The sequence below is a fragment of the Marinobacter sp. KM021 genome, from assembly GCF_050707965.1.
GTDB classification, from domain to species: Bacteria; Pseudomonadota; Gammaproteobacteria; order Pseudomonadales; family Oleiphilaceae; genus Marinobacter; species Marinobacter shengliensis.
The window spans coordinates 260,755-282,594 of sequence record NZ_CP136129.1 but is presented as its reverse complement, the minus strand read 5'-3'; the positions used below and the strand labels follow the sequence as shown (position 1 = coordinate 282,594).

Here is a 21,840-nt window from a genome sequence, read left to right as displayed (position 1 = left end):
GGGCGATTTTTGCCCTTAAGACAGATGCATGTAGTTCAACATGTGTGCCACCGCACAATGAATTAGACTAACGTCCTAACCTACCGCCATTTTCGGGCTAACCTGTTCAGCAATGCGTCGATCAAGGCAGGGCTTAGCAGCTTTAACAGCGGCTTTATCAAGAATAGTTGCAGATCGGGGAATGGCAAAACATGACGTGGGGAGAGCAGGCCCGGCCGCTGGCCGGACCCAGGAAGGATGATCAGGCAGCTTTTTTGCGCTGCTTGGTAGCCCGAAGACTGTAGACCTTTCTTTCTTTCAGGGCATAGCGGTTCAAACCCGCCAGGTGGATCTTGCGCAGATAGACTTCCCAATCAATTTGGCGTGCATCCACCGGGAAAAGCCCCTTGTCGACCTCACCCATTCTGGCAGACAACGCCTGCAGTTCATCGTTGTGGAAGACGTAATCCGGGGCTGTGTAAAAACCAAAAATAGTGGCCAGTGACTGGGTGGTATCCAGGTTCTTGAGCATTTTCAGGTCACGGGAATTACCCAACAACTTCAATACCTTGTCTGTCACACTCAGGGGCAGGCGCACACCGCTGACCACCAGGTCAAACAGGGTACGGTTAACCGCAATGAACGGCTTGCTGGGCTGCCGGTAGAACAGATGATCGTAGGCGGCGTAATTGGCTTTGGATTCCGCCATCAGATGGTCGATGAACTGCCCCAGTGAGACCGGATTGGAGCTGCCACTGCAGCACTGGTAGATCCTCCGCCGACCAGGTTCTGCCAGGGCTTCGGAAAGCGACAAAACAATCGCGTTGGCCACCAGGTCCACCGGAATGACATCAATCACACCCGAGCGCTTACCCGGGAACAGGGTCACCTTCTCCCGGGCATAGGCCAGGATAATGGCATCCGCTACCTTGACCCCCTCAATCCAGCCAGGGACAGGCTCTTCCAGGGCACTTTCAATGATGGAGGGCCGAACAATAGTCAGGCTTCGGCCGTTCAGCGCCTTCATCAACAGCTGTTCGCCCAACCACTTGGTAAAGGTATAAGTGTCGCTCCAGCCGTAGCGGTTTGCTTCCCGAATACCCAGGTCCACCAGTTTCTTTTCAAGGGTTTTGCCAGAGTAGCGGGCGCGAACATCGGCAATCTTGTCTTGCAGTAACTGCACCAGCTCTTCAATCTCGTAATACCCCTCGCTTGAGCGGGGAACTGACTCACCTGCAGGCTTGATCACCGATTCGGTGACCGGCCCGGAATTCATGCCGTTAACATAGCAGGTAGACACCTGCAGAACTGCCAGCTCCGCATTCTGCCGGGCCAGCCCGGCGATATTCTCAAGACACAGGGTGTTGATCGTCAGGGCTTTGTCCAGCTCCTCCCGGAAGTTCACGCTGGCAGCAGAGTTGATCACGGCATCCAGTTCTCCGGCCAGTTTCTGCCAGGCGTCCTCACCCATACCGAAACAAGGTTCCGTCACTTCACCGGTAATGCAATGAACCCGCTCTTCGAGGAAGGTTTCAAACCAGTCCGCATCGACACTCCTCAAGCGATCAAATACCGATGACGTGGCAATCTCATTGTCAAAGCGGCTGCGGGCATCAGGATGACGTTTATTGCCCCGAATCAGCAAGTAAATGCCACCAATGTCCGGGACGGACCTGATCAGCTTCTCCAGAACCACCTTTCCCAGGAAGCCGGTGGTTCCGGTAATCAGCACCCGCTTGCCGCGGAGCTGCCCGAGCACCTTCGACGAAGACTCTTTTTGATTCACTTGCTGGTTTGCCATGGTAGAACTCCTTCTCTGAGATCGATGTCACCAGCGATCAACGCCGGTCAAAAGTCGCGGGGGGCCGGTTTCCTTTGCCCCGACATGTATGCATCCGTTTTGCATCCGCCTGTCAGAGCTGCCTGCATAATGCGGGCCACGATTTCGGTCAATTCTTGCACAATGATCGTTACAGGGCGGTGACAGACTGCAAAATTACGACACATAAATCCTTAAAAAAATGACCAGCAAGTGGGCACATACTCTTGGCTCGTTCACGATCGGGTAGGATCCCTGCCTGCCAGTGAACGCAAGAGGTCATCCAGGGAAACATCCGAAGGTTTCTCCCGCAGCACACGAAGTAATTGATCCTGCTCGCCAAAACTGATTCGATCGTACAGTGGTCCCTCCACCCCTTGGGGCAATGCAGCAGGCTCCGGCTGAGCCGGGGGTGACGCCAGATCCTCGGCCAGGTGCCGCAGGTGAGCCGCCAGCCTATCTCGGTCAACCTGGCGCAGATGCTCCCATTTCATTGATGCCAACCCGGTTTGTACGATCTCCACGGTATCGGCATCAGGGTTGCGCCCCAACAGTGCAAAAAGACGGGTAAATGCGTCATACCGGAGCATGGCATCGTCCGGCTTTGCCGCCAGCAATTTTTCCAACTGCCCGACCAGGGCCCGACATTGCTCGCCGACGGATTCACCACCGGGAATGGCGGCTTCAGCCTGCCCGGCTTGCCGGCGCGCGGCCTGATGCCAGTAAGCCGCTATACCGGCTTTGCGCCGAGGCAGTGCCGCCAGGTGAACATTGAGCATTTCCGCCAGGGTGTGAAACTGCCGGCATGAGGGGTCAGAGGTGGGCAGCAGGGTCACAGGGTGTTGATTGAGCACGGACTGCCGAAGTGTTTCATCCCGCCAAAGTGCCCCCAGGTAATGCAATGTCCACTGCAGATGCCGCTGGCAGGCACCGTTCAGACGCTGGAACACCGATCTTGCCTGGCTGGCGCCTTGTGCCATGTTGACGATCACGGACGGCCTGCGCCTGTACCCTCGGCGCTTGAGAACTTTCATTAGGGAGAAAGCATCGGTGAGTGAGGCTGGGTCAGGGGTTACGACCACACAGGCCAACTCTGCCGCTGCGATCATATGAAGACCTACAGTCTGCAGTCCTGATGCCGTGTCAATAATCACATAATCGTAACAATGCTCCAGCTCATGCAGCGACTTCAGGAGCTTCAGGCTGTCTTCGCGGGTCATCTCCATACACGTCTGAACCCCGGAGGCACCTGGAACAATGTCCAGCCCATAGTGGGTTTGCAGAATGGCATCAGCCAGACCACTCCGGCCGGCAATCACATCGGCAAGCGTGCGTTCCGGATAGAGCCCCACCAGAAGACTCACGTTGGCAAGGTCTGTGTCCGCGTCCAGCAACAGCACTTTCTGCCCGGCTTTGGCCAGGGCAAGCGCCAGATTGACGGCAACGGTGGTCTTTCCCACTCCACCTTTACCGCCTGTTACCGCGATGGTTCTTGGTTGGCGCAACTTTTGCCTTCCCTCGTAGCTTGAGCAACCGAAAACAGACGAATCCATAGGCTTGTCACTATAAGCGACATTTTAACCTGTAAAAAGGGTACACATATCACAGAGTTGAAATACCCTGCTTAAAAAATCAGCAATAAAGGTTTAACACAGGTGGATTATTGTCTAAGCTCACTGACTTATAAGAAGAATGAACACCCTGTCATAAAACTCTGATACAGAACAGGGAACCTTGCCCCGCAAACACAATGGCACGGAGCAAGGACAAAGGGCGCGCGATGACTAATGCGATGGATATTGCAGCTGATCTTCAACTACCGAGCCTGCCGGAGGTAACCCTGCGGGCGCTGAAAGCATGTCATGCCGGAGACAGTTACCGCGAGATCAGCCAGATTGTCGCCACGGACACCGCACTCGTCGCCCGACTTCTGTCATTGGCCAACTCCGCCCTGTACAGAAGTAATCCTCCCATCCGCTCCGTTGAGCAGGCACTGCTTCGCCTGGGCACCCGCCGCTTCCAGACCCTGCTGCTGACATCGGCATTGCGACAATTGCTATTTGAACTCGGCGGCGACGAGTGGCAGCAACTGAGGGATTTCTGGCGCCACTCTCTGACCACAGCCCTGACCGCCCGGGCCCTGGCCACACTGACACGCTATCCGAGCCCTGAAGAAGCGTTCCTGCTTGGCATGGTTCACAACATTGGTGAACTGATCGCCATCAAGACCCAGCCCCAGGAACGCAAACAGGACATCCTCAACCACCAGAATGAGATTGCCGCCCATTTTGTAACCGTATGGGGGTTAGGACCGTTGGCGGCAGACGCCATGCGATATCAGCAGTCGCTACCAACCCAGCTCCGGGACGCCAGCCACCTGGTGAAACTGATCAGCCTGTCGACCCGGCTTGCCCTCTCAGATTCAGCGGGCATTGCTGCTGCAGGAACGATCTTTGGGTTGCAGGAAGACCTGACACGGGAAATCTGCGACAGAATCAACGAAGAAGTAGCCACCATGGCGGCCTCCTTCGGAATTCCTCTGGACACCGCCTACCAAAGTGAGGAAGGCGCCCGGCAGCTCAGGCAAACGCTGATACACCAGGCGATCGCCAGCAAAACCCTTGAGCTGCGAGCCACAGACAGCGCGACCCCGTGCGATCTGATCGCCAGTACCGTCAGCGGTCTAGGCGTCCTGACCGGACTGCCGGCCCTGTGCTTTGGCCCCGAGGCAGAGGAGCTCAGGCTGCTTTCCGGTACCGGCACCAACCTTCCGGACCTGCGCCTGTCGCCCCAGCCTGGCGGCAGCGTCCTGACCGATGCGTGGAACGGCGGCACCCTGGTCAGCCTGAACGAACGCGAGCCCAGCGTACTTGACCGACAACTGCTGGCCATTCTGAGAACGCCGTCTCTCCTGGCGATTCCTGTTCAACAGGGTGGGCAAAAACACGCGATCTTTGCCTTGGGCACGGACTCCGAATCAATGGAGGTCACTACCCAGCTGGTTCGGCTGTTCATCCACGAGCTTACCCAGCTGATTGAGAGTCAGACAACCGAAGGGCCAGGCGTCGACAGCCAGATCGCCCACGACCGGATACGTCGCCAGGTACATGAAGTCAGTAACCCCCTGACCATCATCAAACAGTACATTTTCCAGCTTCGTGCCCGGATGCATGACGAGACCGTTCAGGAAGACCTCGACATAATCCAGGAGGAACTGGATCGGGCAGGCTACCTTTTGCTGCAAATCAGCACCGGCGATGCACCCGGCACTGCCAGTGGTACAGACCTGAACCGGGAACTTGAAAGCCTTGCCCGCATCCTTCAGGACAGCCTGTTCAACAGCAACGACCGCACCCTCAAACTGAAGCCATGCCGTGAGGACACCCAAGTGCAGGGCAGCGCCTCTGCCGTCCGGCAGATCATCATCAATCTGATCCGCAACGCCGTTGAGAGCCTGGGGCCCGGCAATGGCGAGATTTCCCTGAGTACTGCGGCACCAATATTCCAGAACCAGCGCCGCTGGGTTGAATTACAGATTACCGACAATGGCCCCGGCATTCCCGAGGCCGTCAGGCGCAACCTGTATGCGCCGGCAGCCAGTTCGAAGGGTCAGGGCCACAGCGGCCTTGGCCTGAGCATTGTCAAGCAGCTGATTGATGACATGGAGGGCATCATCGCTTGTCACACGGGGCAGGAAGGCACTACCTTCCGGATTCTGCTCCCGGCGGCAGGCCACAACAAGCATGGTACCGACTGACGAATTAGCGGAAGCAGACCAATGGCATTAGAGCAGAGCAAGCAGCCCTTCCATGGGTCCGAACCGGCCAGGATTCTGATAGCCGATGACGAACCACGCCTCCTGGCCAGCCTGGCCAAGTTACTGAGAGGCCGAGGTTTCGAGGTAACCGAAGCCAATGGCGGAAAGCAGGCTTGTGAACAACTGGCCGGGAAGGCCTTTGACCTGGCACTGCTCGACCTCAACATGCCAGACACCGATGGTTTCGCAGTGATGGAGCGCATCGCCAGCCAGCAGCCGGATTGCGGTGTGGTTGTGGTCAGCGGCGAAGGATCTTTCGGTACCGTCAGTCGGGCATTGCGCCGGGGAGCCCTGGACTACATACGCAAGCCGTTTGATCCCGAGGAACTGCTGACCACGGTTGAGGGCGTACTGGGCAAACAGTCTCTGATCAAAGCCCACGAAATGATCCAGACCCGGTTGGAGAAATCCGAAGCCCTGCACCGCTACATCGTCAACAGTTCACCGGATATCGTATTCATGCTCGATAAAACCGGCCATATCTGTTTCATCAACAACAAGGTGGAAAGCCTGCTGGGCTATCAGCCTTCGGAGCTCTGCGGTCGTCATTTCGGGCACATTCTGGACGACCGGGACGTGGCCAGGGGCACCTATGCCCTGCAGGGGCCGGATATCTCGGTGGATAACCCCAGAACGCTGGAAGTGCGCCTGAAAACCCGAGGCAGTAGCAAGGCAACCCGGCATTTCGAAATCACCGCCTTCCCGGTAGACCCGCAAACCTGGCCCCAGACCGGCGACACCCGGGGCGGCTCGACCACCCAGCCGGCCCGTTATTACGGCATCGCCCGGGATGTAACAGAGCGCAAGGAGGCCGAAGCGTTCATCAATTTCCAGGCCTACCACGACCTGCTCACCAGACTGCCCAACCGCGCCCTGTTCAAGGACCGCCTGGAGCTGGCCATCACCCAGGCCCGGCGGGCCAAGCAAAAACTGGCGGTTATGTTCCTGGATCTGGATCGGTTCAAAGTGGTCAACGACACCCTGGGCCACGCCATGGGTGACCGCCTGCTACAGGCCGTCACCCACAGGCTGGAAAAGTGCCTGCGGCGTGGCGACACCCTGTCGCGCTTCGGCGGTGACGAATTCACCCTGCTGCTGCCCTCGGTAAACAGCCCGGAAGACGCCCGGGGCATTGCCAGGAAACTGATACAGACCCTGAAAGATCCTTTCCAGCTGGGTAACCACGAAGTCTTTGTGGGGGTCAGTATTGGCATCGCAGTGTTCCCGGATGCTGGAAACTCCATGGACCAGCTGATCCAGAACGCGGATATTGCCATGTATCACGTCAAAGCCCGCGGTAAAGATGGCTATCGTTTCTATTCCGACAGCATGAGCATCAATACCGCCAACCGGCTCAGCCTTGAGCGGGATTTACGGCTGGCCCTGGAGCGAGACGAACTCAGGGTGTTCTACCAGCCTCAAGTCTGCTCCAAGTCCAACCAGGTGGTGGGGCTGGAGGCTCTGGTGCGCTGGCAACATCCGGAACGGGGGCTGATCTATCCGGGCGACTTCCTGCCACTGGCGGAAGAAACCCGGCTAATCGGCAAGCTCAGTGAGCGGGTGCTGGACCAGGCCTGCAGAGACGTAGGACACTGGATCAACAGCGGGCATCCGAACCTGCGCCTGGCAGTCAACCTGTCACCCAGCCAGGTAGAGCATCCGCGCTTTGTCGAGACATTGCTGGAGCAGGTCCAGTCCCATCGTTTTCCTGTCGGCAATCTGGAAATCGAGATCACCGAGAACGTGATCATGAACGATCTGGAACAGATCAGCCGGAAACTGAAAGAACTGGCGGATTGCGGTGTACGCATCGCCATTGACGACTTCGGCACCGGCTACTCCTCCCTCAACTATTTGCACCGGTTGCCCATCCACACCCTGAAAGTGGATCAATCCTTTGTCAGGGCCATTCGCAGCGGAGAGGACGGCGCCTGCATAGTGAACGCCATCGTTGCCATGGCCCACGGCCTGAAACTGGAGATCGTCGCAGAGGGCGTGGAAACAGACGACCAGCTCAACTACCTGACAAGCCTGGGCTGCCATCAGGTGCAGGGATTCTTCTACGGCCCCGCCCGACCAGCGGCCGATATTGACCGGCTGCTGAGCCGCGATGGCCTGGCCTTCGCCCACACCGGATAACCGGTTTTCGATTGTAGGACACTCCTAACTAAAACATTGACCCGGTTTGCAAAGTGTTTCGATACGTTACTTTGTGTATCTGGAATTGCGCAGTACTGCACATCTTTGAACCCACCCCTTCTCTAAGCTCAGGTTATCAGTAACCGATCACCGGACTGTCCGACAGGCTGTCGGAATAACAATCACAATAACGGTGACGTTCAACCAGCGAACAAGAAGAAGGCAGCAGTCATCATGCGCGACAAGTACAAGTACATCGGCCCCGTCTATGACTTTCTGAGCAACCTGTACAGCGGCAAGAACATTCACCGCTGTAAAACCGCCATGCTCGACGTGGAAACCGTCAAACCCGGTGACCGCATCCTGTTTGCCGGCGTTGGGCACGGCCGGGACGCCATCCGCGCCGCCGAACTGGGCGCCGATGTGACCGTGGTCGACTTGTCTGAAACCATGCTCCGCAAGTTTGCCGATGCCCAGCAGAAAGAAGCGCCGAACCTGACCATCCGCCGCATTCACAGCGACATCATGAAGGTGAACGAGTTCGAGCAGTACGACATGGTAGTGGCGAACTTTTTCCTCAACGTGTTTGACGAAGACATGATGGTGAAAGTGCTGGAACACCTGATTCGCCTGGGCAAGGCAGACGCCAGCGTGGTGGTTGGTGACTTCTGCTACCCCACCGGCAACATCCTCTCCCGCATGTTCAAGAAGCTTTACTGGTACATGGCGGTGTTCATCTTCTGGCTGTTTGCCAACAACGCCTTCCACAAGATCTACAACTACCCGGAACACATGCAGCGCCTGGGCCTTCAGGTTACCGAGAAAAAGCATTTCAAACTTCTGAACATGGATTGCTACTGGTCGATTCTTGGCCGCAAGCAAGCCTGAATCTCTTCCGACTCAAAATAACAACAGGTTACCGGGAGCCTCATCATGTCAGATCAGATTCTTGCCCTCGACAACATCAGGGAACTGGCAGACGGCCAGTTCAGCTTCGCCGAGCGCGTCAACTACCTCAAGAAATACGGTCAGCACTCTCAGTCGTTCTCAACCCTGCAGCCGGGCATGCAGTATTTTGATGTGCCGGGTATGGGCTACATTGCCTATATGCGCAAATGGGGCGGTACCTTTGTCCTGTCAGATCCAGTGAGCGCACCCGAACATTTCCCCGCCATGCTGGAGAAGTTCCAGCAGACCTTTCCCAACGCCTGCTACATCCAGGTTTCGAAATCGGTGGTGGATTTTCTACACCTTCGCTTCGGCCTGTATGGCACCCAGTTTGGCTGCGAATCCCGGATTGATCTCAAGTCCTGGTCTCTGACCGGCAAGAAAAAGCAGATTCTGCGCACTGCACTGAATCAGGCTGAGAAGAGTGGCATTACGGTCATGGAGCGGTTCAGTGACGACCACACCCGAGAAATCTCCGAGGCCTGGATACGCACCCGCAAATGCAAGAGCAACGAGATCCGCTTCCTGATTCGCCCCATGGAAATGGACTACCGGGAAAACGAGCGACACTTTTACGCCTACCAGGACGGCAAGGCGGTGGGCTTCATCTATTTTGATCCGATCTACCGCAACAACGAGATCATCAGTTACGTACCGAATATCTCCCGCGCCAACGCCGATTTTCGACAGGGCATTTTCTACACCCTGATGGCCCACGCCATGGACACCTTCAAGGCCGAAGGTGTGCCCTTCCTGGACCTGGGCCTGATTCCGCTCTCGCTGGACCAGGCCACGGAACACCAGGAAAGCCGATTACTGAAACGTTTGATGCACGGCATCTACGAGAAAGGCAATTTCCTATACAACTTCAAAGGCCTGGAGTTCACCAAATCCCGCTTCCGGGGTGACAACTTCAAAACCTACTGCTGCCATAAACGCGCTATTCCGGCTCTGGAATTCCTCGCCATGTTCAAGCTGACCCGGCTGTTGTAACGCCGGGCCAATGCTCGCAAACCCGCGCCACTGAAATCCCCATTTCGGCCATGAACAGGGCAACATCCGGCGGGGCGTCCCCGGTGAAGCGGGCCTCTGACACCACGCCACCGGTATCCGCTCTGGGGGTTTCCGCTGCCGCCAAACGCCCGGATTCACCCAGCAAAAAGGCGACCCGGCGAGCGATGGCGTCACCGGAATCCACCCATGCAGTGACCTCCGGCAGGCTTTTCCGGAGCCAGGGTAACAACAGCGGATAGTGAGTACAGCCGAGCACTACGGTATCGACACCCGCCTCACGCAGTGGCGCCATAGCCGCATCCAGTTCTGCCTGGGGCGGTTCTGCGCCTTGCACCAGCTGCTCTGCCCAGCACACGAGCCCAGGGTGGCCAAGCCGCACCACGTCGCAGTCACTGGCAAACTCGGCAATGAGCTTGTCCAGATAGGGTCGCTGTACCGTTGCCGGCGTTGCCAGTAGCCCAACCCGACCATTTACGGTGCAGGCGGCGGCGGGCTTGATAGCTGGCACCACACCCACAACCGGCAGCTCCGTCATGGCCCGCAGGTGCGGAAGCACCACCGTGCTGGCGGTGTTGCAGGCCACCACGATGATGTCACAAGGCGACTGTTGCAGACTTTGCCGGATCAGAGAGCAGCAGCGCTCAATCACCACCTGTTCGCTCTGACCGCCGTAGGGAAAACCAGCGTTGTCCGCCAGATACACCAGGTCCGCACCGGGAAGCGACTGGTGAATTCGGGCAGCCACGCTGAGCCCGCCAACCCCGGAATCAAATACCAGCACCCGAGGAGACGCCCCGGCCATCATCCGGCATCGCTCCCATTCTCGGCAATTTCCTGTTTCATGGCACTGATCAGGCGGCCGGCAATGGTGGTATCGGGCGGAATGGGTGGATGATCGTCGGCACTGAACCAGCCGGCATCCGCCAGCTCATCTTCCTGCAGGCTGAGTTCGCCACCCTGAAAATCGGCAAAAAAGCCCACCATCATCTGATGGGGAAAAGGCCAGGGTTGGGAACTCCGGTAGCGGATGTTGCCAACGTCCAATCCGGTCTCTTCTTTTACTTCCCGGGCCACGGCCTGCTCAAGGCTTTCCCCTGGCTCGACAAAACCGGCAATCAGGCTGTAGAAATTCCGGGTCACCCTGGAAGACCTCGCCAGCAGGAACTGGCTGCCGCGCCGGATAACCACAATCACACAGGGTGCGATTCGGGGATACCAGGGAATATTGCAACGGCTGCACCAGCGAGCCCGCTCCCGGGGATGTGACTCGGTTCGCTCTCCACAGCGACCGCAAAAGCGGTGATCCTGCCACCACTGCAATACCTGGAAGCCGGTACTGAGCAAATCTGCAGGCGCGTCGGGTGACACCAGCAGGGCGTCCCTCAAGGTAACCAACTGGGCGCCAGGTAGCCCGGAGTCTGGCAAGGTACAAACAAACAGACGCCGACCATTCCAGGTACCCAGCGCAAGGGCCTCCGGGCGACTGTCGCCCATTTCCGGACCGCCCCAGGCCAACAACCAGCCGTTATCCGGCTTAAGGACATTGTTTCCGGAAAACGCCAGAAGCAGGTCCCCCTGCACTGGGGCGTCCTCATGCCAGCCCGGCAACCACTGCTCGCTTTTGCTCACCATGCTTTTGCCTTATCAGCAACCGTTTGTCTGAGCGGCAATGTAACACATCACAATCACTACCAAGAATCTGTATACCGCTTTCCGCACCCGCCTCAACCCGTTAAACTTGGCGCCTGTTTCCAGTACCGGAGTAACATCTTATGCGACTTTATCAGGGCATTCGCAGCCTGATCCTGTCTCTTTTCCGCAAGATCCTGTTTTTATGGGTCAGGACCGATGTCAGCGGCAATACCCTGGAGGCCCTGGGGCTCGATCCGGACAAACCGGTGTGCTATGTGCTCCAATACAGCTCGTTGTCCAGCCGCCTGGTGCTGGAGCAAGAGGTCATCCATGCCCGACTGCCCGGCGCAACCGACAGCCTGCCCGTAAAAAACGGGCCGGCCCACTCCTTTTTCTATCTGTACAAACGCATTGGCGGGCCGTTCAGCGGAGGTCGGCAAACCCCGGTTCCCACCAAAGAGTTCACCGGCCTCGTGCAGTTTGGCCTGGAGCATCCCGAACAGGACGTACAGATTGTTCCTGTCTCATTGTTTTGGGGCCGTTCTCCGGATAAAGAGAAATCCCTGGTCAAGCTGTTGTTGTCAGACACCTGGTCGGTTGCCGGGCGGCTGCAGAAGTTCCTGATCATTCTGGTGCATGGTCGCAACACCTATGTGCAGTTTAACCAGCCCCTGTCACTCAAGCAGGTGGTCGACGAATACCGGAACAACGAAGAAAAAGCCAAGCGGAAACTCGCACGTATTCTGCGCACCCATTTCCGCCGGGTTCGCCAGGCGGTGCTGGGGCCTGACCTGTCTCACCGCCGTACCCTGGTGGAAGGCCTGGTGCGCACCCAGGCTGTCAAGGAAGCGATAAGGGAAACCGCCGCCAAAGACGACATCCCGCCTGAAAAGGTTCGCGCCAAAGCCTACAAGTACGCGGACGAAATTGCCGCCAGCATGTCCATCGTGACCATCCGGTTCCTGGAACTGGCGCTGGCCTGGCTCTGGAACCGCATCTACAACGGCATCGCCGTCAACAACATCAAGGTGGCCAAGGAAGTCGCCCAGGACCATGCCGTGGTCTATGTTCCCTGCCATCGTTCGCACATCGATTACCTGTTGCTGTCCTACGTGCTTTACAAGAACGGCCTGATGCCGCCCCACATTGCCGCCGGCATCAACCTGAACATGCCTGTTGTTGGCCCTATCCTGCGCAGGGGCGGAGCTTTCTTCATGCGCCGCAGCTTTCGGGATAACCCGCTGTACGCCACGGTTTTCAACGAATACATGCACGTGATGTTCACCCGCGGCTACTCGGTGGAATACTTTGTCGAGGGCGGCCGCTCCCGCACCGGGCGCATGCTGCCACCACGTCCGGGCATGCTGTCGATGACGGTGCGCAGTTTCCTGCGGGATCACCGCAAACCCATCGTCTTCGTGCCGGTTTACATCGGTTATGAGAAAGTGATGGAGGGCCGCTCCTACCTGGGCGAGCTGCGCGGCAAGAAGAAACAAAAGGAGAGCGTCTTCGGCCTGGCCAAGACGGCCCGGAAACTGACCAACTCGTTCGGCCGGGTAGCGGTGAACTTTGGTGACGCCATACCACTGGCCGATGTTCTGGACGAAGTCCATGAAAGCTGGCGCAGCGAGGCTTACGACGCCGAGTACCGGCCTACGTGGCTCACCGAGGCCGTGGATGAACTGTCCAAGCGGGTAGCCAGCAACATCAACGCTTCGGTGGCGGTCAACCCGATTGGTATGACCGCCACGGTTTTACTGGGCACCGAGCGCCTGGCCATGGATGAGGGGCAGCTGATCAGGCTGATGGACCAGTATGCCCACTTGCTCAGGGCCTACCCGTACGCCAACACCGTCACCTTGCCAGAGGGTTCTGCGCGGGACTGGGTTGCTTACTGTGAGAACATGGGGCTGATCACCCGCCAACCCCAGAAACTGGGCGATATCATTGCCCTGGAAGGCGCCAACGCCATTCTGATGACTTACTACCGCAACAACATCCAGCACCTGTTTGCACTGCCGGCGCTGATTGTCAGCCTGTTCGAGAACAAAACCAGCCTGCGCAGAGACAAGGTTCTGTTCCTTACCAGTGTTGCCTACCCTTACCTGCAGTCCGAACTGTTCCTGAAATTCGGTCAGGATGAAGTGGAATCGGTTATTAACAAGTGGATCGACGTGCTGATTGATCAGGGCTTGGTTATCCAACTGGATGACGAGCGCCTGGGTCGCCCCGAAGTAGGCACCGAAGCCATGCTGCGGGCCCGCATCCTGTCCCGGTTTATCATCCAGACCCTGGAGCGCTACCACATTACCCTGGGCATTCTGCGCAAGTATGGTTCGGGCAAACTGACCGCGGCGGAACTGGAAGAGCAAAGCACGCTGCTGGCCGAGCGGATGTCTATCCTGTTTGGCCTTAATGCGCCGGAGTTCTTCGACAAAACCCTGTTCCGGAACTTCATCGCCAATATGCAGAAAACCGGCGTGCTGACCACCGATGACAACGGCCTGCTTTGTTACGGAGAAGGTCTGGATGAGGTGGCCGAAGATGCCCGGCTGGTATTGAGCGTTGAGAAAAGACAAGCCATTCAGCAGGTCACCATGCTGGATGCGTGAGTCTTTGAGGCGGGCCGGCCCGGGTTATCTCAGGCCGGCAGCGCCTTGATGGAATAGATATCGTATCGGCTGCTTTTACCTTCCAGCCGCGTAGTGGGCTCCGGCCCCGCCACCGCGGGCGCCTTCCGGGGGCGTTTCACAACCACCCGGTAACGGGCACAGGCCAGGGCTGCGGCAAGCAGCTGTTCAGAATCGTCATCGTCTCCCACAACCTGCCGGAACACCTGCATTTCCTTTTTGACCAGGGCGGCTTTGTCCCGGTGGGGGAACATCGGGTCCAGATACACCACATCCGCCGCATCCTTGCCGGCGCTCTCAAGCCAGTCAATGGAACTGCCGGCTTCAAGCTGCATGTGCGCCACCAGGGGCGCGCAATCGATATTCAGTGCGGCCCTTGCCAGGCCATCTGCCAGCAAGGCATGGATCACCGGGTTTCGCTCCAGCAGGGTTAACCGGCAACCCAGGCTGGCAAGCACGAAAGCGTCCTGGCCGAGGCCGGCAGTGGCATCCAGTACGTGCAGCTGGGCCCTGGTTTTCTGCAAACCAACCGCCCGGGCCACCAACTGGCCGGTACCGCCGCCATGCTCTCGACGGTAGCCCATTTTGCCGGTCACGAACTCCGCCCGCACCGGTCCTGGCGCCCCTTTGCCGGTCAACTGGAGGGCAAGCCCTTCGTCGTCCATGTACAGCAGCACCGGAAATTCCCGGACCTGTTTGGGTTTGACGATACCCAGCCAACGCAACTCCAGCTCTTCCGCCAACTGTCGTGCAGCCATCTGGTCACCCAGCGGGCTGCAACCAACGGCAACGGTCGCCGTCAGGGAGTGGCAAGTATCATGGGAAGGGTTTGGCATCAGACGAGAATGTCGATACCGGAAATAACCGAGCCACCCTCGAATTCCTGCCCGGCGGCGGCCACACCGGCAAAGGTCGAAAGCGCTCTTGAGGCTGGCAAAGGCAGCTCGTCGGCGCGGAATCGTTCAAGCCGGGCATCCTCAGCGGCCCTGCGGGCTTCAACGCGACGATCGGTCGCTTCACTAGCCGTCTGGTTACCGGGAGCAGTATCCCGGCTTTGCTGGGGCGCATTCAGGTCACGGCGAACCGACTCGGCGCCGGGGGCCTGGGGAGAAGCGGCCGGGGACCTGGCGACATCGGTACGCTCTCGTGCCGGGTTGTTGTTACCCGTTTGAATCAGGGAGGAATTGGCCGGATTAATACCACCGATCATAATGCGCAACCACAGAAACGGTTCAAGTGTGTTGCTGCATTATGGAAGAACCAGGGCCTCTTGGAAAGGCAGGCGGCAACATTTCTGATCAGAAAACGACCTTTCACGCACGACCGGGCAGTTTCTTCCAGGCCACTTCATCCCGGATATAGACCGGCTGCGCCAGCTCCGCCGGCACCGCGATGCCATGGCGAAAATCCTGTTCTGCCAATCGTGCCACCATGGCGGCCCGGGGCACCAGGGTGTCATCCACCGCTCTGATCCGGCAGACCACCACTTCGGGCATATCGCCCTTTAATGTCCAGCCCTGGCCGGCACCAGTCCAGTTCGCTGATACGTCTGAGTCCGGCAGGCTCACCGCCCCGGGCGGGCAGACCCGCTCCTCGCCGATCAACACCGGCAACCCCTGCTGACACAGGAAGGTACCCCAGTACACTTCGCCCATACGGGCATCAAAGGCCACCGCAATGTGTTCACCATCGGCCAACTGGTGCTGTTCAATGGCGTCCAGGGCGACAGCCGACAGCGACGACACCGGCACAACCGGTAAGTTAAGCCCCCAGGCCAGCCCCTGGATAACCCCGGTCGCAATACGCAAACCGGTGAAGGAGCCCGGGCCACGGGCAAAAGCCAGGGCGTCAAGATCGTTCGGGGAAAGCCCCTGTTCGGCGAGCAGTTCGCGAACCATGGGCATTAGAAGGCGGGTGTGGCCCCGTGGGGCCAGTTCAAACCGCTCGCTGATCTGGCCATCCAGCCATAGAGCGGCGGAGCAGCCCTCAGAAGACGTATCCAGTGCTAAAAGCTTCACAGAATCAAGCCTCCCGGGCTACTCCGGTTTCGATTACTTAAGCTGGGACAGGATCTGGTCGCGGATGCTGTCCAGGCTACCAATGCCGTCCACGCGCACGTACTTGGGCGCGTCGGCAGGTGCCTTGCTGGCCCAGTCCTGGTAGAAGCCGATCAGCGGCGCTGTTTGCTCGTGGTAGATGTTCAGGCGCTTGCGTACGGTTTCTTCCTTGTCGTCTTCACGCTGTACCAACGGCTCGCCAGTCTCGTCGTCCTTGCCCTCTACTTTGGGTGGATCGTATTTCACGTGATAGATACGGCCACTGCCCTCGTGCACACGACGGCCAGACAGACGACTGACAATTTCTTCGTCTTCAACGGCGATTTCCACCACGTAATCGATGGCGATACCCTGGTTCTTCAGCGCTTCAGCCTGGGGAATGGTGCGTGGGAAGCCGTCCAGCAGGAAACCGTTCTTGCAATCCGGCTGCTGAATACGCTCATCGATCAGGGCGATGATGATATCGTCAGACACCAGACCACCGGAGGCCATCACTTCCTTGACCTGTTTGCCCAGCTCGGACTCGGCCTTGACGGCGGCACGGAGCATGTCGCCTGTAGAGATCTGGGGGATCTCGAAACGCTCGGTAATGAACTGAGCCTGAGTACCCTTTCCAGCGCCTGGCGCGCCTAACATGATGATTCTCATAACGTTGTGCTCCCGTTGTCTTATATTATCGTTTGAAAAGTTGCGGCAAAAACCGTCGCCTTTGCGACAACCTCTCAGGGCCTCCAGGCCCACTTGCTGGCGCGCCTGCCCAAAATTGAGGCAGCATTATACGAAGTCCGCCCCGACAGAGAAAGTCGACCTCCGTATCATGGTTGGAATTACCGGAACACAGGGGGCTTCAGGCACAGAAGCCTGACGCCGTTTTGCTCAGGATGCAAGCGACGACGCCAGCACATCCAGGTCGGTTGCAACGGCCTGGATTTCCTCCTGAACCAGCGCCAGTGTTGCTGGCTCCAGGCCAAGCGCTTCTGTCAGTGCGGGGATATCATCCGGGTTGAACTCGTCGCCAATACCCTGCTCTTTCAGCAGGGCATTCGCCAGTTGGACCATCAAAACATACTCTTCATGCTCACCATGGTAACCCGGGTGCTGGTGCATGCCTGCAGCCTTGATGACAGGTTCCGGCAGTTGCCAGAGCCGATGCAGAATACCGCCAATGGCGCCATGGCCAACCGCCAGGATATCCTGGCGCTCGCTATGGCCAAACACTTCCTGTTCCAGTGAATGCATGCTTGCTTCAGGGTTGATCTCCCGAAGAGCGTTCAGTTCCTGAAATTCAGAGGGAAACAGGTGCCCCACCAGCAACAGGCCAAAGTTGTGCAACAGCCCGCACAGATACGCCAGCCCCTTGTCCCGGCCCGAACGCGCCGCCAGGCTTTGGCACAGGAAGGCACAGTAAAGTGAGTGACGCCAGAAATTATCCATGCCCAGCATTCCACCCCTGGGCACATCAAAAGCCCTCACCGATGCAATACCCATGGCAATATGGGCGACCCGATCAAACCCCAGCACCCGGGTAACGGCCTCCTGAACCGAGTTGATCTGGCCAGGGTAATTGAACAGTGCCGACCGTGCGTAGCGCATGATCTGGGCCGTCATGCTCGGGTCAAACTCAATCAGTTCCGCCAGCTCTCTGGCGGTGGCTTCCGTATTGGCGGTCAGGCGCAGAATCCGCAACGCCAGCGCCGGCATGGGCGGAAGACGATAGAGTTTCTGCAGTTTGTCAGCCACTTCGTCGAGGCTCAGCGCGCCACGGGAACCATTACCCTGCCCCCGGATAACCAGGTGCCCTTCGCGGGCACCCGCCAGTGCCAACCGGAACGAGCGGCCATCCATCACAACCAGGGTATCGTTGGTGCCAGCTGAGAACACCACTTGGTCGGCGGTGGTGAGATCTTCGTCAATCAGCACCGGCAGATCCCAGGCATTCCCGACCGGTGGCACGAATCCTGGCTCGCAGTCGCCAAACAGCCTCGCCGTCTGGCGCGCGGTCAGCGGCTGCAGGCGACGCCCGGTAAACTGATGCAGGGTGTCCATATCCAACGTACTGTCGAAGCGATGCACCGCCATGACCACACCATTGATGTCGATCAGCAGCCTGGGCTGGATAAAATCATGCTGGGGCTTGCCAGAGGCAAGAACCGCCGCATCGAGATTGCTTACCGGTGCAATTTCGATCTGCTGATAGCTGATACCCTTACGGGCGAGGTAATGCGACAGTCGCTCTGACAGTGCCAACGGGGAAGACTCCTTTATCCGGTTCAGGGCTTTCCGGCCCCGGCGTTATTATGCACGTTAGCCCGTATTACGCATACCAGCGGCGATGCCTGCCATGGTGACTTTCAGCGCCCGCTCCACCATATCCGGCACCTCACCTTTGCCCTCACTTTCGCGGTCGCGTTTGAGCAACTCCGCCTGAAGGTAATGCAATGGGTCCGTGTAGGGGTTGCGCACTCTCATGGAATGGGCAAACACCGGTTCGCTCTCCAACAGGGCTTGCTGATCCTTGAGCTCCAGCACACGCTCGATACAGCCGTTCAGCCGTTCCCTGAGGCTACTCCCCAGGGCCCTGAGGCTTTCATCCTCCACCAGGGTCTGCTCGTAATAACTGGCAATGCGCAGGTCGGCTTTGGCCAGCACCATTTCCAGCATGTCGACATAGGTGCGGAAAAACGGCCAGCCCCGCATCATCTCGCGCAGCTCTGGCAGGCGCTGGTGCCGGGCGGCTTCCTCCAGGGCCACATCGCTGCCCAGCCAGCTGGGCAGCATCAGGCGCATTTGGGTCCAGGCAAAAATCCAGGGAATGGCTCGCAAACTCTCCACGCCACCGGTGGCTTTCCGGCGCGCCGGTCGACTGCCCAGGGCCAGCTTACCCAGCGCAGTTTCGGGTGTAACCTGCCGGAAATAAGGCACGAAATCCGGGTTCTCCCGCACCACTTCCCGGTAAGATTTGAGGGAACGCTCCGTCAGCCAGTCCATCATCTCACGCCAGCTGTCCTCGGGTTGTGGCGGTGGTGCCAGGGTCGCCTCAATGACGGCAGTGGTGTACAGGGTAAGGCTTTGAACCGCCAGCCGGGGCAAACCGAACTTGAATCGGATCATTTCCCCCTGCTCGGTAATCCGGAAACTGCCGTTCACCGATCCCGGCGGTTGCGACAGAATCGCCCGGTTCGCCGGGCCGCCACCACGGCCCACCGTGCCGCCGCGACCGTGGAACAGGGTCAGGTGCACGCCATACTGGCGGGCCACCTGGGTGAGTTTTTCCTGGGCCTGGTACTGGGCCCAGGCTGCCATCAGCTGGCCGGCGTCCTTGGACGAGTCCGAATAGCCGATCATCACCTCCTGGCGGCCCTGACAGTATTCGCGGTACCAATCAACCTGATACAGGGCAGCCATGCTGTCTGGCGCGCCCTGAAGATCGCTGAGGGTTTCAAACAGCGGCACCACACGCATCGGGAACTTCATTCCCGCTTCCCGCAACAGCAGGATCACGCTCAATACATCCGAAGGCTTGCTGGCCATGGAGATAACGTAGGAGCCCAGCGCTTCCGGGGTCTGGCCCGCCACCACCTCGCAGGTAGCCAGCACTTCCTTGACGGACTCTGAGGGTTCCCAGTTGCGGGGCACCAGTGGCCGGCGGCCTTGCAGCTCGCGCAGCAGGAATGCCTGCCGGTCGTCTTCCGACCAGGACAGATAGTCTCCCAGCCCCAGATAATCCACCATCTCTGCCACTGCCTCCGCATGCCGGGAAGCCTCCTGCCGGATATCCAGGCGAATCAGCGGCAGTCCGAATGTGTGAGCACGGCGAATGGTGTCCAACAGCGGGCCGTTGGCAATTTGCGCCAGGCCGCAATCCATCAGCGATCGATAACACAGCTCCAGAGGGGCCGTCAGGTCTTCGTTCTCAAACAGGATACCGGTCTCGTCCACTACGTGGCCTTTAACGCCGGCCTCGGCCCAGTCCCGGGTACGGACCAGGCGCTCCCGCAACTCGGCCAGTACCTGACGATAGGGTTCCCGGCAATCACCAACCCGCGCCCTCAGTTCATCACTGGCCTGCCACATGGATAACTCGGCCCTCAGAGCCTGAATATCCCGCAGGTAAAGATCGGCAGCCATCCAGCGGCCCAGCAGGAAGACCTGACGAGTCACATCGTGAGTCACGTTCGGGTTACCGTCTCGGTCCCCTCCCATCCAGGAGGCAATGCGAATCGGGGAGTTCTGCAGGGGCAGACCTTTGCCCGTTGCATCAGAAAGTGACTGGTCCAGGCTTCGAAGGAATCTGGGCAATGCCTGCCAGAGGCTGTTCTCGATGACCGCAAAGCCCCACTTGGCCTCGTCCACAGCCGTCGGCCGCTCATGGCGGATTTCGTCGGTGTGCCAGGCCTCAGTAATCAGCTGTGACAGGCGGGCCACAATCTCATCACGCTCCGCCGGCATCAGATCGTCGTGGTCGAGCCGGGCCAGGCAATCCGACATTTCGTCGTATTTGAGAATCAGGGTACGGCGGGCAACTTCTGTCGGGTGGGCAGTCAGCACAAACTCGATCCGCAGGTCAGCCACCCGCTGGTGCAATTCCTCAGGATCAACGCCCCCGGATTTCAATCGCTCGAAGACCTCGCCCAGGGACTCCACCATCAGGTCGGAAGGGTGGCCCTGCTTACGGCGAATGCCATGGTACTGCTCGGCCAGGTTCGCCAGGTTGAGAAACTGGTTGAAGGCGCGGGTGACCGGCAACAGTTCATCGTCGCTCAGTTGCCCCAGGAGTGTTACCAGGCGCTGCCCGGAGCCACTCTCCTGCCGACGGTCGGCTTTGGCCGCAGCCCGAATCTCCTCAATCCGCTCGTAGCAGTCCTGCCCGGGAAAACGCTGGATGCTCTGGCCCAGCAATTCGCCCAGCAGACGCACATTTTCTCGCAGATCGGGGTGCAGTTCGGTCACGTTGAGTTCCTTCTGAATTGACGGAGACGAAGTAAACTTACGATACTAAGGATCCGTTCGAAAAGTCTATTGGCGATTCAATCCCCTCGCCCCAAGGAGCCACCATGAAAGTGACCGATTTGCCCCAGCACTGGGAACAGGAAAAACAGGCGATGGAACGTACACACGAATACAATCTGCGCCTGCCCCTTGAAGACGCCGCCCGGGTAGCCGCGCTGGCGGAACTCTATCCAGATCGCAGCGAAAGCGAGATTCTCAATGACATGATTGCCGCTGCCCTGGACGACCTGATTACTCAGGGGCCGCTGAAGGATCGCCTGGCAGACAAGGGAAAGTAATATAGATGAGCAGGCATCAACCCAAGCGCACGGCGCCTGGGTTGATGGAAACCCGGTGGTGAGCTGAATCGGTGCTGGCGTCAGGCCACGGATTCAAGCTGGCGGGCTTTGATCCGCTTGATATGCTTCTGGCTAAGGGCTACAAACCGCGGAGTCAACCCCTGGTCTTCGTAGATCTCAAAACCATCCTCATCATAAGCAACCACTTTGTCGCCCTGAACGTAGGGAAAGCTGGTTTCCAGCTCATCAAGCGCAGCGGAGATCAGATCACGCATCAGGTCTTGAGAGGATTTCATCGGATACATCGCTGCCACTTTCTGCAACAGCTCGTGATGCTGGTCAGACAACGATAGGTACGCGGCATCACGAGTGAGCCGACCACGACCGTGCTTGTCCCAATGCTTGACCAGATCTTTGATTTTCATGGTGCCTTCACCCCTGCATCTTATCTGACGGTACAGCGCACCGATATGGTGCAAGCCGTACTAGAAGTGTAGACGAAGAATGACATTTCAGT

17 protein-coding genes are annotated in these 21,840 nt (G+C 58.4%); 6 read left to right on the top strand and 11 right to left on the bottom strand.

Annotated elements, in window-relative coordinates; translation table 11 throughout:
* Positions 1 to 241: 241 nt before the first annotated feature.
* Together RVM24_RS01395 and RVM24_RS01390 are read right to left on the bottom strand one after the other, a co-directional pair.
* Positions 242 to 1,780, bottom strand: a complete 1,539-nt coding sequence (locus RVM24_RS01395; RefSeq protein ID WP_286922248.1) for a fatty acyl-CoA reductase — start codon at positions 1,778 to 1,780, stop codon at positions 242 to 244.
* A gap of 254 nt (positions 1,781 to 2,034) precedes the next feature.
* Positions 2,035 to 3,351: an AAA family ATPase gene (locus RVM24_RS01390; protein WP_286922247.1), complete on the bottom strand. Its 1,317-nt coding sequence runs from the start codon at positions 3,349 to 3,351 to the stop codon at positions 2,035 to 2,037.
* 227 nt (positions 3,352 to 3,578) lie between these two features.
* On the opposite strand from RVM24_RS01390, the gene RVM24_RS01385 reads away from it, so the two are divergent.
* The 4 genes from RVM24_RS01385 (at position 3,579) to RVM24_RS01370 (ending at position 9,695) form a co-directional block, all read left to right on the top strand.
* On the top strand, positions 3,579 to 5,555 hold the full coding sequence (locus RVM24_RS01385; RefSeq protein ID WP_431474837.1) for an HDOD domain-containing protein: 1,977 nt from the start codon (positions 3,579 to 3,581) through the stop codon (positions 5,553 to 5,555).
* Positions 5,556 to 5,576: 21 nt separating this feature from the next.
* Positions 5,577 to 7,754, top strand: coding sequence for an EAL domain-containing protein (locus tag RVM24_RS01380; RefSeq protein WP_061332258.1), 2,178 nt, complete (start codon positions 5,577 to 5,579; stop codon positions 7,752 to 7,754).
* A 234-nt stretch (positions 7,755 to 7,988) separates the two neighbouring features.
* A complete protein-coding gene (locus RVM24_RS01375) occupies positions 7,989 to 8,642 on the top strand; it encodes a class I SAM-dependent methyltransferase (RefSeq protein ID WP_061332259.1) in 654 nt (217 codons plus the stop codon).
* Between the two features lie 45 nt (positions 8,643 to 8,687).
* Positions 8,688 to 9,695, top strand: a complete 1,008-nt coding sequence (locus tag RVM24_RS01370) for a DUF2156 domain-containing protein (protein ID WP_061332260.1) — start codon at positions 8,688 to 8,690, stop codon at positions 9,693 to 9,695.
* Here RVM24_RS01370 and murI read toward each other — a convergent pair.
* Complete coding sequence (murI, locus tag RVM24_RS01365) at positions 9,673 to 10,518, bottom strand: glutamate racemase (RefSeq protein ID WP_082780564.1); 846 nt, start codon at positions 10,516 to 10,518, stop codon at positions 9,673 to 9,675. The two genes, RVM24_RS01370 and murI, sit on opposite strands and share 23 nt — an antisense overlap.
* Positions 10,518 to 11,348 carry an NAD(+) diphosphatase gene (nudC, locus tag RVM24_RS01360; protein WP_061332262.1) on the bottom strand — a complete coding sequence of 277 codons (831 nt, stop codon included), beginning with the start codon at positions 11,346 to 11,348 and terminating at the stop codon, positions 10,518 to 10,520. The genes murI and nudC overlap by 1 nt, the downstream gene beginning before the upstream one ends.
* Before the next feature lie 140 nt (positions 11,349 to 11,488).
* On the opposite strand from nudC, the gene plsB reads away from it, so the two are divergent.
* A complete protein-coding gene (gene plsB, locus RVM24_RS01355) occupies positions 11,489 to 13,960 on the top strand; it encodes a glycerol-3-phosphate 1-O-acyltransferase PlsB (RefSeq protein WP_431474836.1) in 2,472 nt (823 codons plus the stop codon).
* A 29-nt stretch (positions 13,961 to 13,989) separates the two neighbouring features.
* On the opposite strand, the gene RVM24_RS01350 is transcribed toward plsB, so the two are convergent.
* The 6 genes from RVM24_RS01350 to ppc all read right to left on the bottom strand — a co-directional run bounded on the left by RVM24_RS01350 (position 13,990) and on the right by ppc (position 20,985).
* Positions 13,990 to 14,814, bottom strand: a complete 825-nt coding sequence (locus RVM24_RS01350; RefSeq protein ID WP_106693536.1) for a class I SAM-dependent methyltransferase — start codon at positions 14,812 to 14,814, stop codon at positions 13,990 to 13,992.
* The gene (locus RVM24_RS01345) at positions 14,814 to 15,188 is read right to left on the bottom strand and encodes a hypothetical protein (protein WP_061332265.1); all 375 of its coding nucleotides are present in this window, start codon (positions 15,186 to 15,188) and stop codon (positions 14,814 to 14,816) included. The genes RVM24_RS01350 and RVM24_RS01345 overlap by 1 nt, the downstream gene beginning before the upstream one ends.
* A 103-nt stretch (positions 15,189 to 15,291) precedes the next feature.
* Positions 15,292 to 15,996 (bottom strand): tRNA (adenosine(37)-N6)-threonylcarbamoyltransferase complex dimerization subunit type 1 TsaB, encoded by a 705-nt coding sequence (gene tsaB, locus RVM24_RS01340; RefSeq protein WP_106693534.1) that lies wholly within the window; start codon positions 15,994 to 15,996, stop codon positions 15,292 to 15,294.
* 33 nt (positions 15,997 to 16,029) lie between these two features.
* Entirely contained in the window at positions 16,030 to 16,683 is a 654-nt protein-coding gene (gene adk, locus RVM24_RS01335) for an adenylate kinase (RefSeq protein ID WP_286922244.1), read from the bottom strand.
* 228 nt (positions 16,684 to 16,911) lie between these two features.
* Positions 16,912 to 18,282 (bottom strand): HDOD domain-containing protein, encoded by a 1,371-nt coding sequence (locus tag RVM24_RS01330; RefSeq protein WP_286922243.1) that lies wholly within the window; start codon positions 18,280 to 18,282, stop codon positions 16,912 to 16,914.
* Positions 18,283 to 18,339: 57 nt separating this feature from the next.
* Positions 18,340 to 20,985: a phosphoenolpyruvate carboxylase gene (ppc, locus tag RVM24_RS01325; RefSeq protein WP_286922242.1), complete on the bottom strand. Its 2,646-nt coding sequence runs from the start codon at positions 20,983 to 20,985 to the stop codon at positions 18,340 to 18,342.
* 104 nt (positions 20,986 to 21,089) lie between these two features.
* Here ppc and RVM24_RS01320 point away from each other — a divergent pair, with 104 nt between their 5' ends.
* Positions 21,090 to 21,323: a hypothetical protein gene (locus tag RVM24_RS01320; protein ID WP_138437761.1), complete on the top strand. Its 234-nt coding sequence runs from the start codon at positions 21,090 to 21,092 to the stop codon at positions 21,321 to 21,323.
* Positions 21,324 to 21,403: 80 nt separating this feature from the next.
* Here the strand turns inward: RVM24_RS01320 and RVM24_RS01315 are convergent, their stop codons facing one another.
* Positions 21,404 to 21,748, bottom strand: a complete 345-nt coding sequence (locus RVM24_RS01315; RefSeq protein WP_061332269.1) for a hypothetical protein — start codon at positions 21,746 to 21,748, stop codon at positions 21,404 to 21,406.
* Positions 21,749 to 21,840: the final 92 nt, after the last annotated feature.

Coding starts and splice junctions, on each gene's coding strand:
- RVM24_RS01345 (WP_061332265.1), bottom strand. CDS start 15,188: ATGATCGGTGGTATTAATCCGGCCAATTCCTCCCTGATTCAAACGGGT.
- adk (WP_286922244.1), bottom strand. CDS start 16,683: ATGAGAATCATCATGTTAGGCGCGCCAGGCGCTGGAAAGGGTACTCAG.
- nudC (WP_061332262.1), bottom strand. CDS start 11,348: ATGGTGAGCAAAAGCGAGCAGTGGTTGCCGGGCTGGCATGAGGACGCC.
- RVM24_RS01390 (WP_286922247.1), bottom strand. CDS start 3,351: ATGGATTCGTCTGTTTTCGGTTGCTCAAGCTACGAGGGAAGGCAAAAG.
- RVM24_RS01315 (WP_061332269.1), bottom strand. CDS start 21,748: ATGAAAATCAAAGATCTGGTCAAGCATTGGGACAAGCACGGTCGTGGT.
- RVM24_RS01350 (WP_106693536.1), bottom strand. CDS start 14,814: ATGCCAAACCCTTCCCATGATACTTGCCACTCCCTGACGGCGACCGTT.
- murI (WP_082780564.1), bottom strand. CDS start 10,518: ATGGCCGGGGCGTCTCCTCGGGTGCTGGTATTTGATTCCGGGGTTGGC.
- plsB (WP_431474836.1), top strand. CDS start 11,489: ATGCGACTTTATCAGGGCATTCGCAGCCTGATCCTGTCTCTTTTCCGC.
- RVM24_RS01380 (WP_061332258.1), top strand. CDS start 5,577: ATGGCATTAGAGCAGAGCAAGCAGCCCTTCCATGGGTCCGAACCGGCC.
- RVM24_RS01385 (WP_431474837.1), top strand. CDS start 3,579: ATGACTAATGCGATGGATATTGCAGCTGATCTTCAACTACCGAGCCTG.
- RVM24_RS01370 (WP_061332260.1), top strand. CDS start 8,688: ATGTCAGATCAGATTCTTGCCCTCGACAACATCAGGGAACTGGCAGAC.
- RVM24_RS01320 (WP_138437761.1), top strand. CDS start 21,090: ATGAAAGTGACCGATTTGCCCCAGCACTGGGAACAGGAAAAACAGGCG.
- RVM24_RS01395 (WP_286922248.1), bottom strand. CDS start 1,780: ATGGCAAACCAGCAAGTGAATCAAAAAGAGTCTTCGTCGAAGGTGCTC.
- RVM24_RS01375 (WP_061332259.1), top strand. CDS start 7,989: ATGCGCGACAAGTACAAGTACATCGGCCCCGTCTATGACTTTCTGAGC.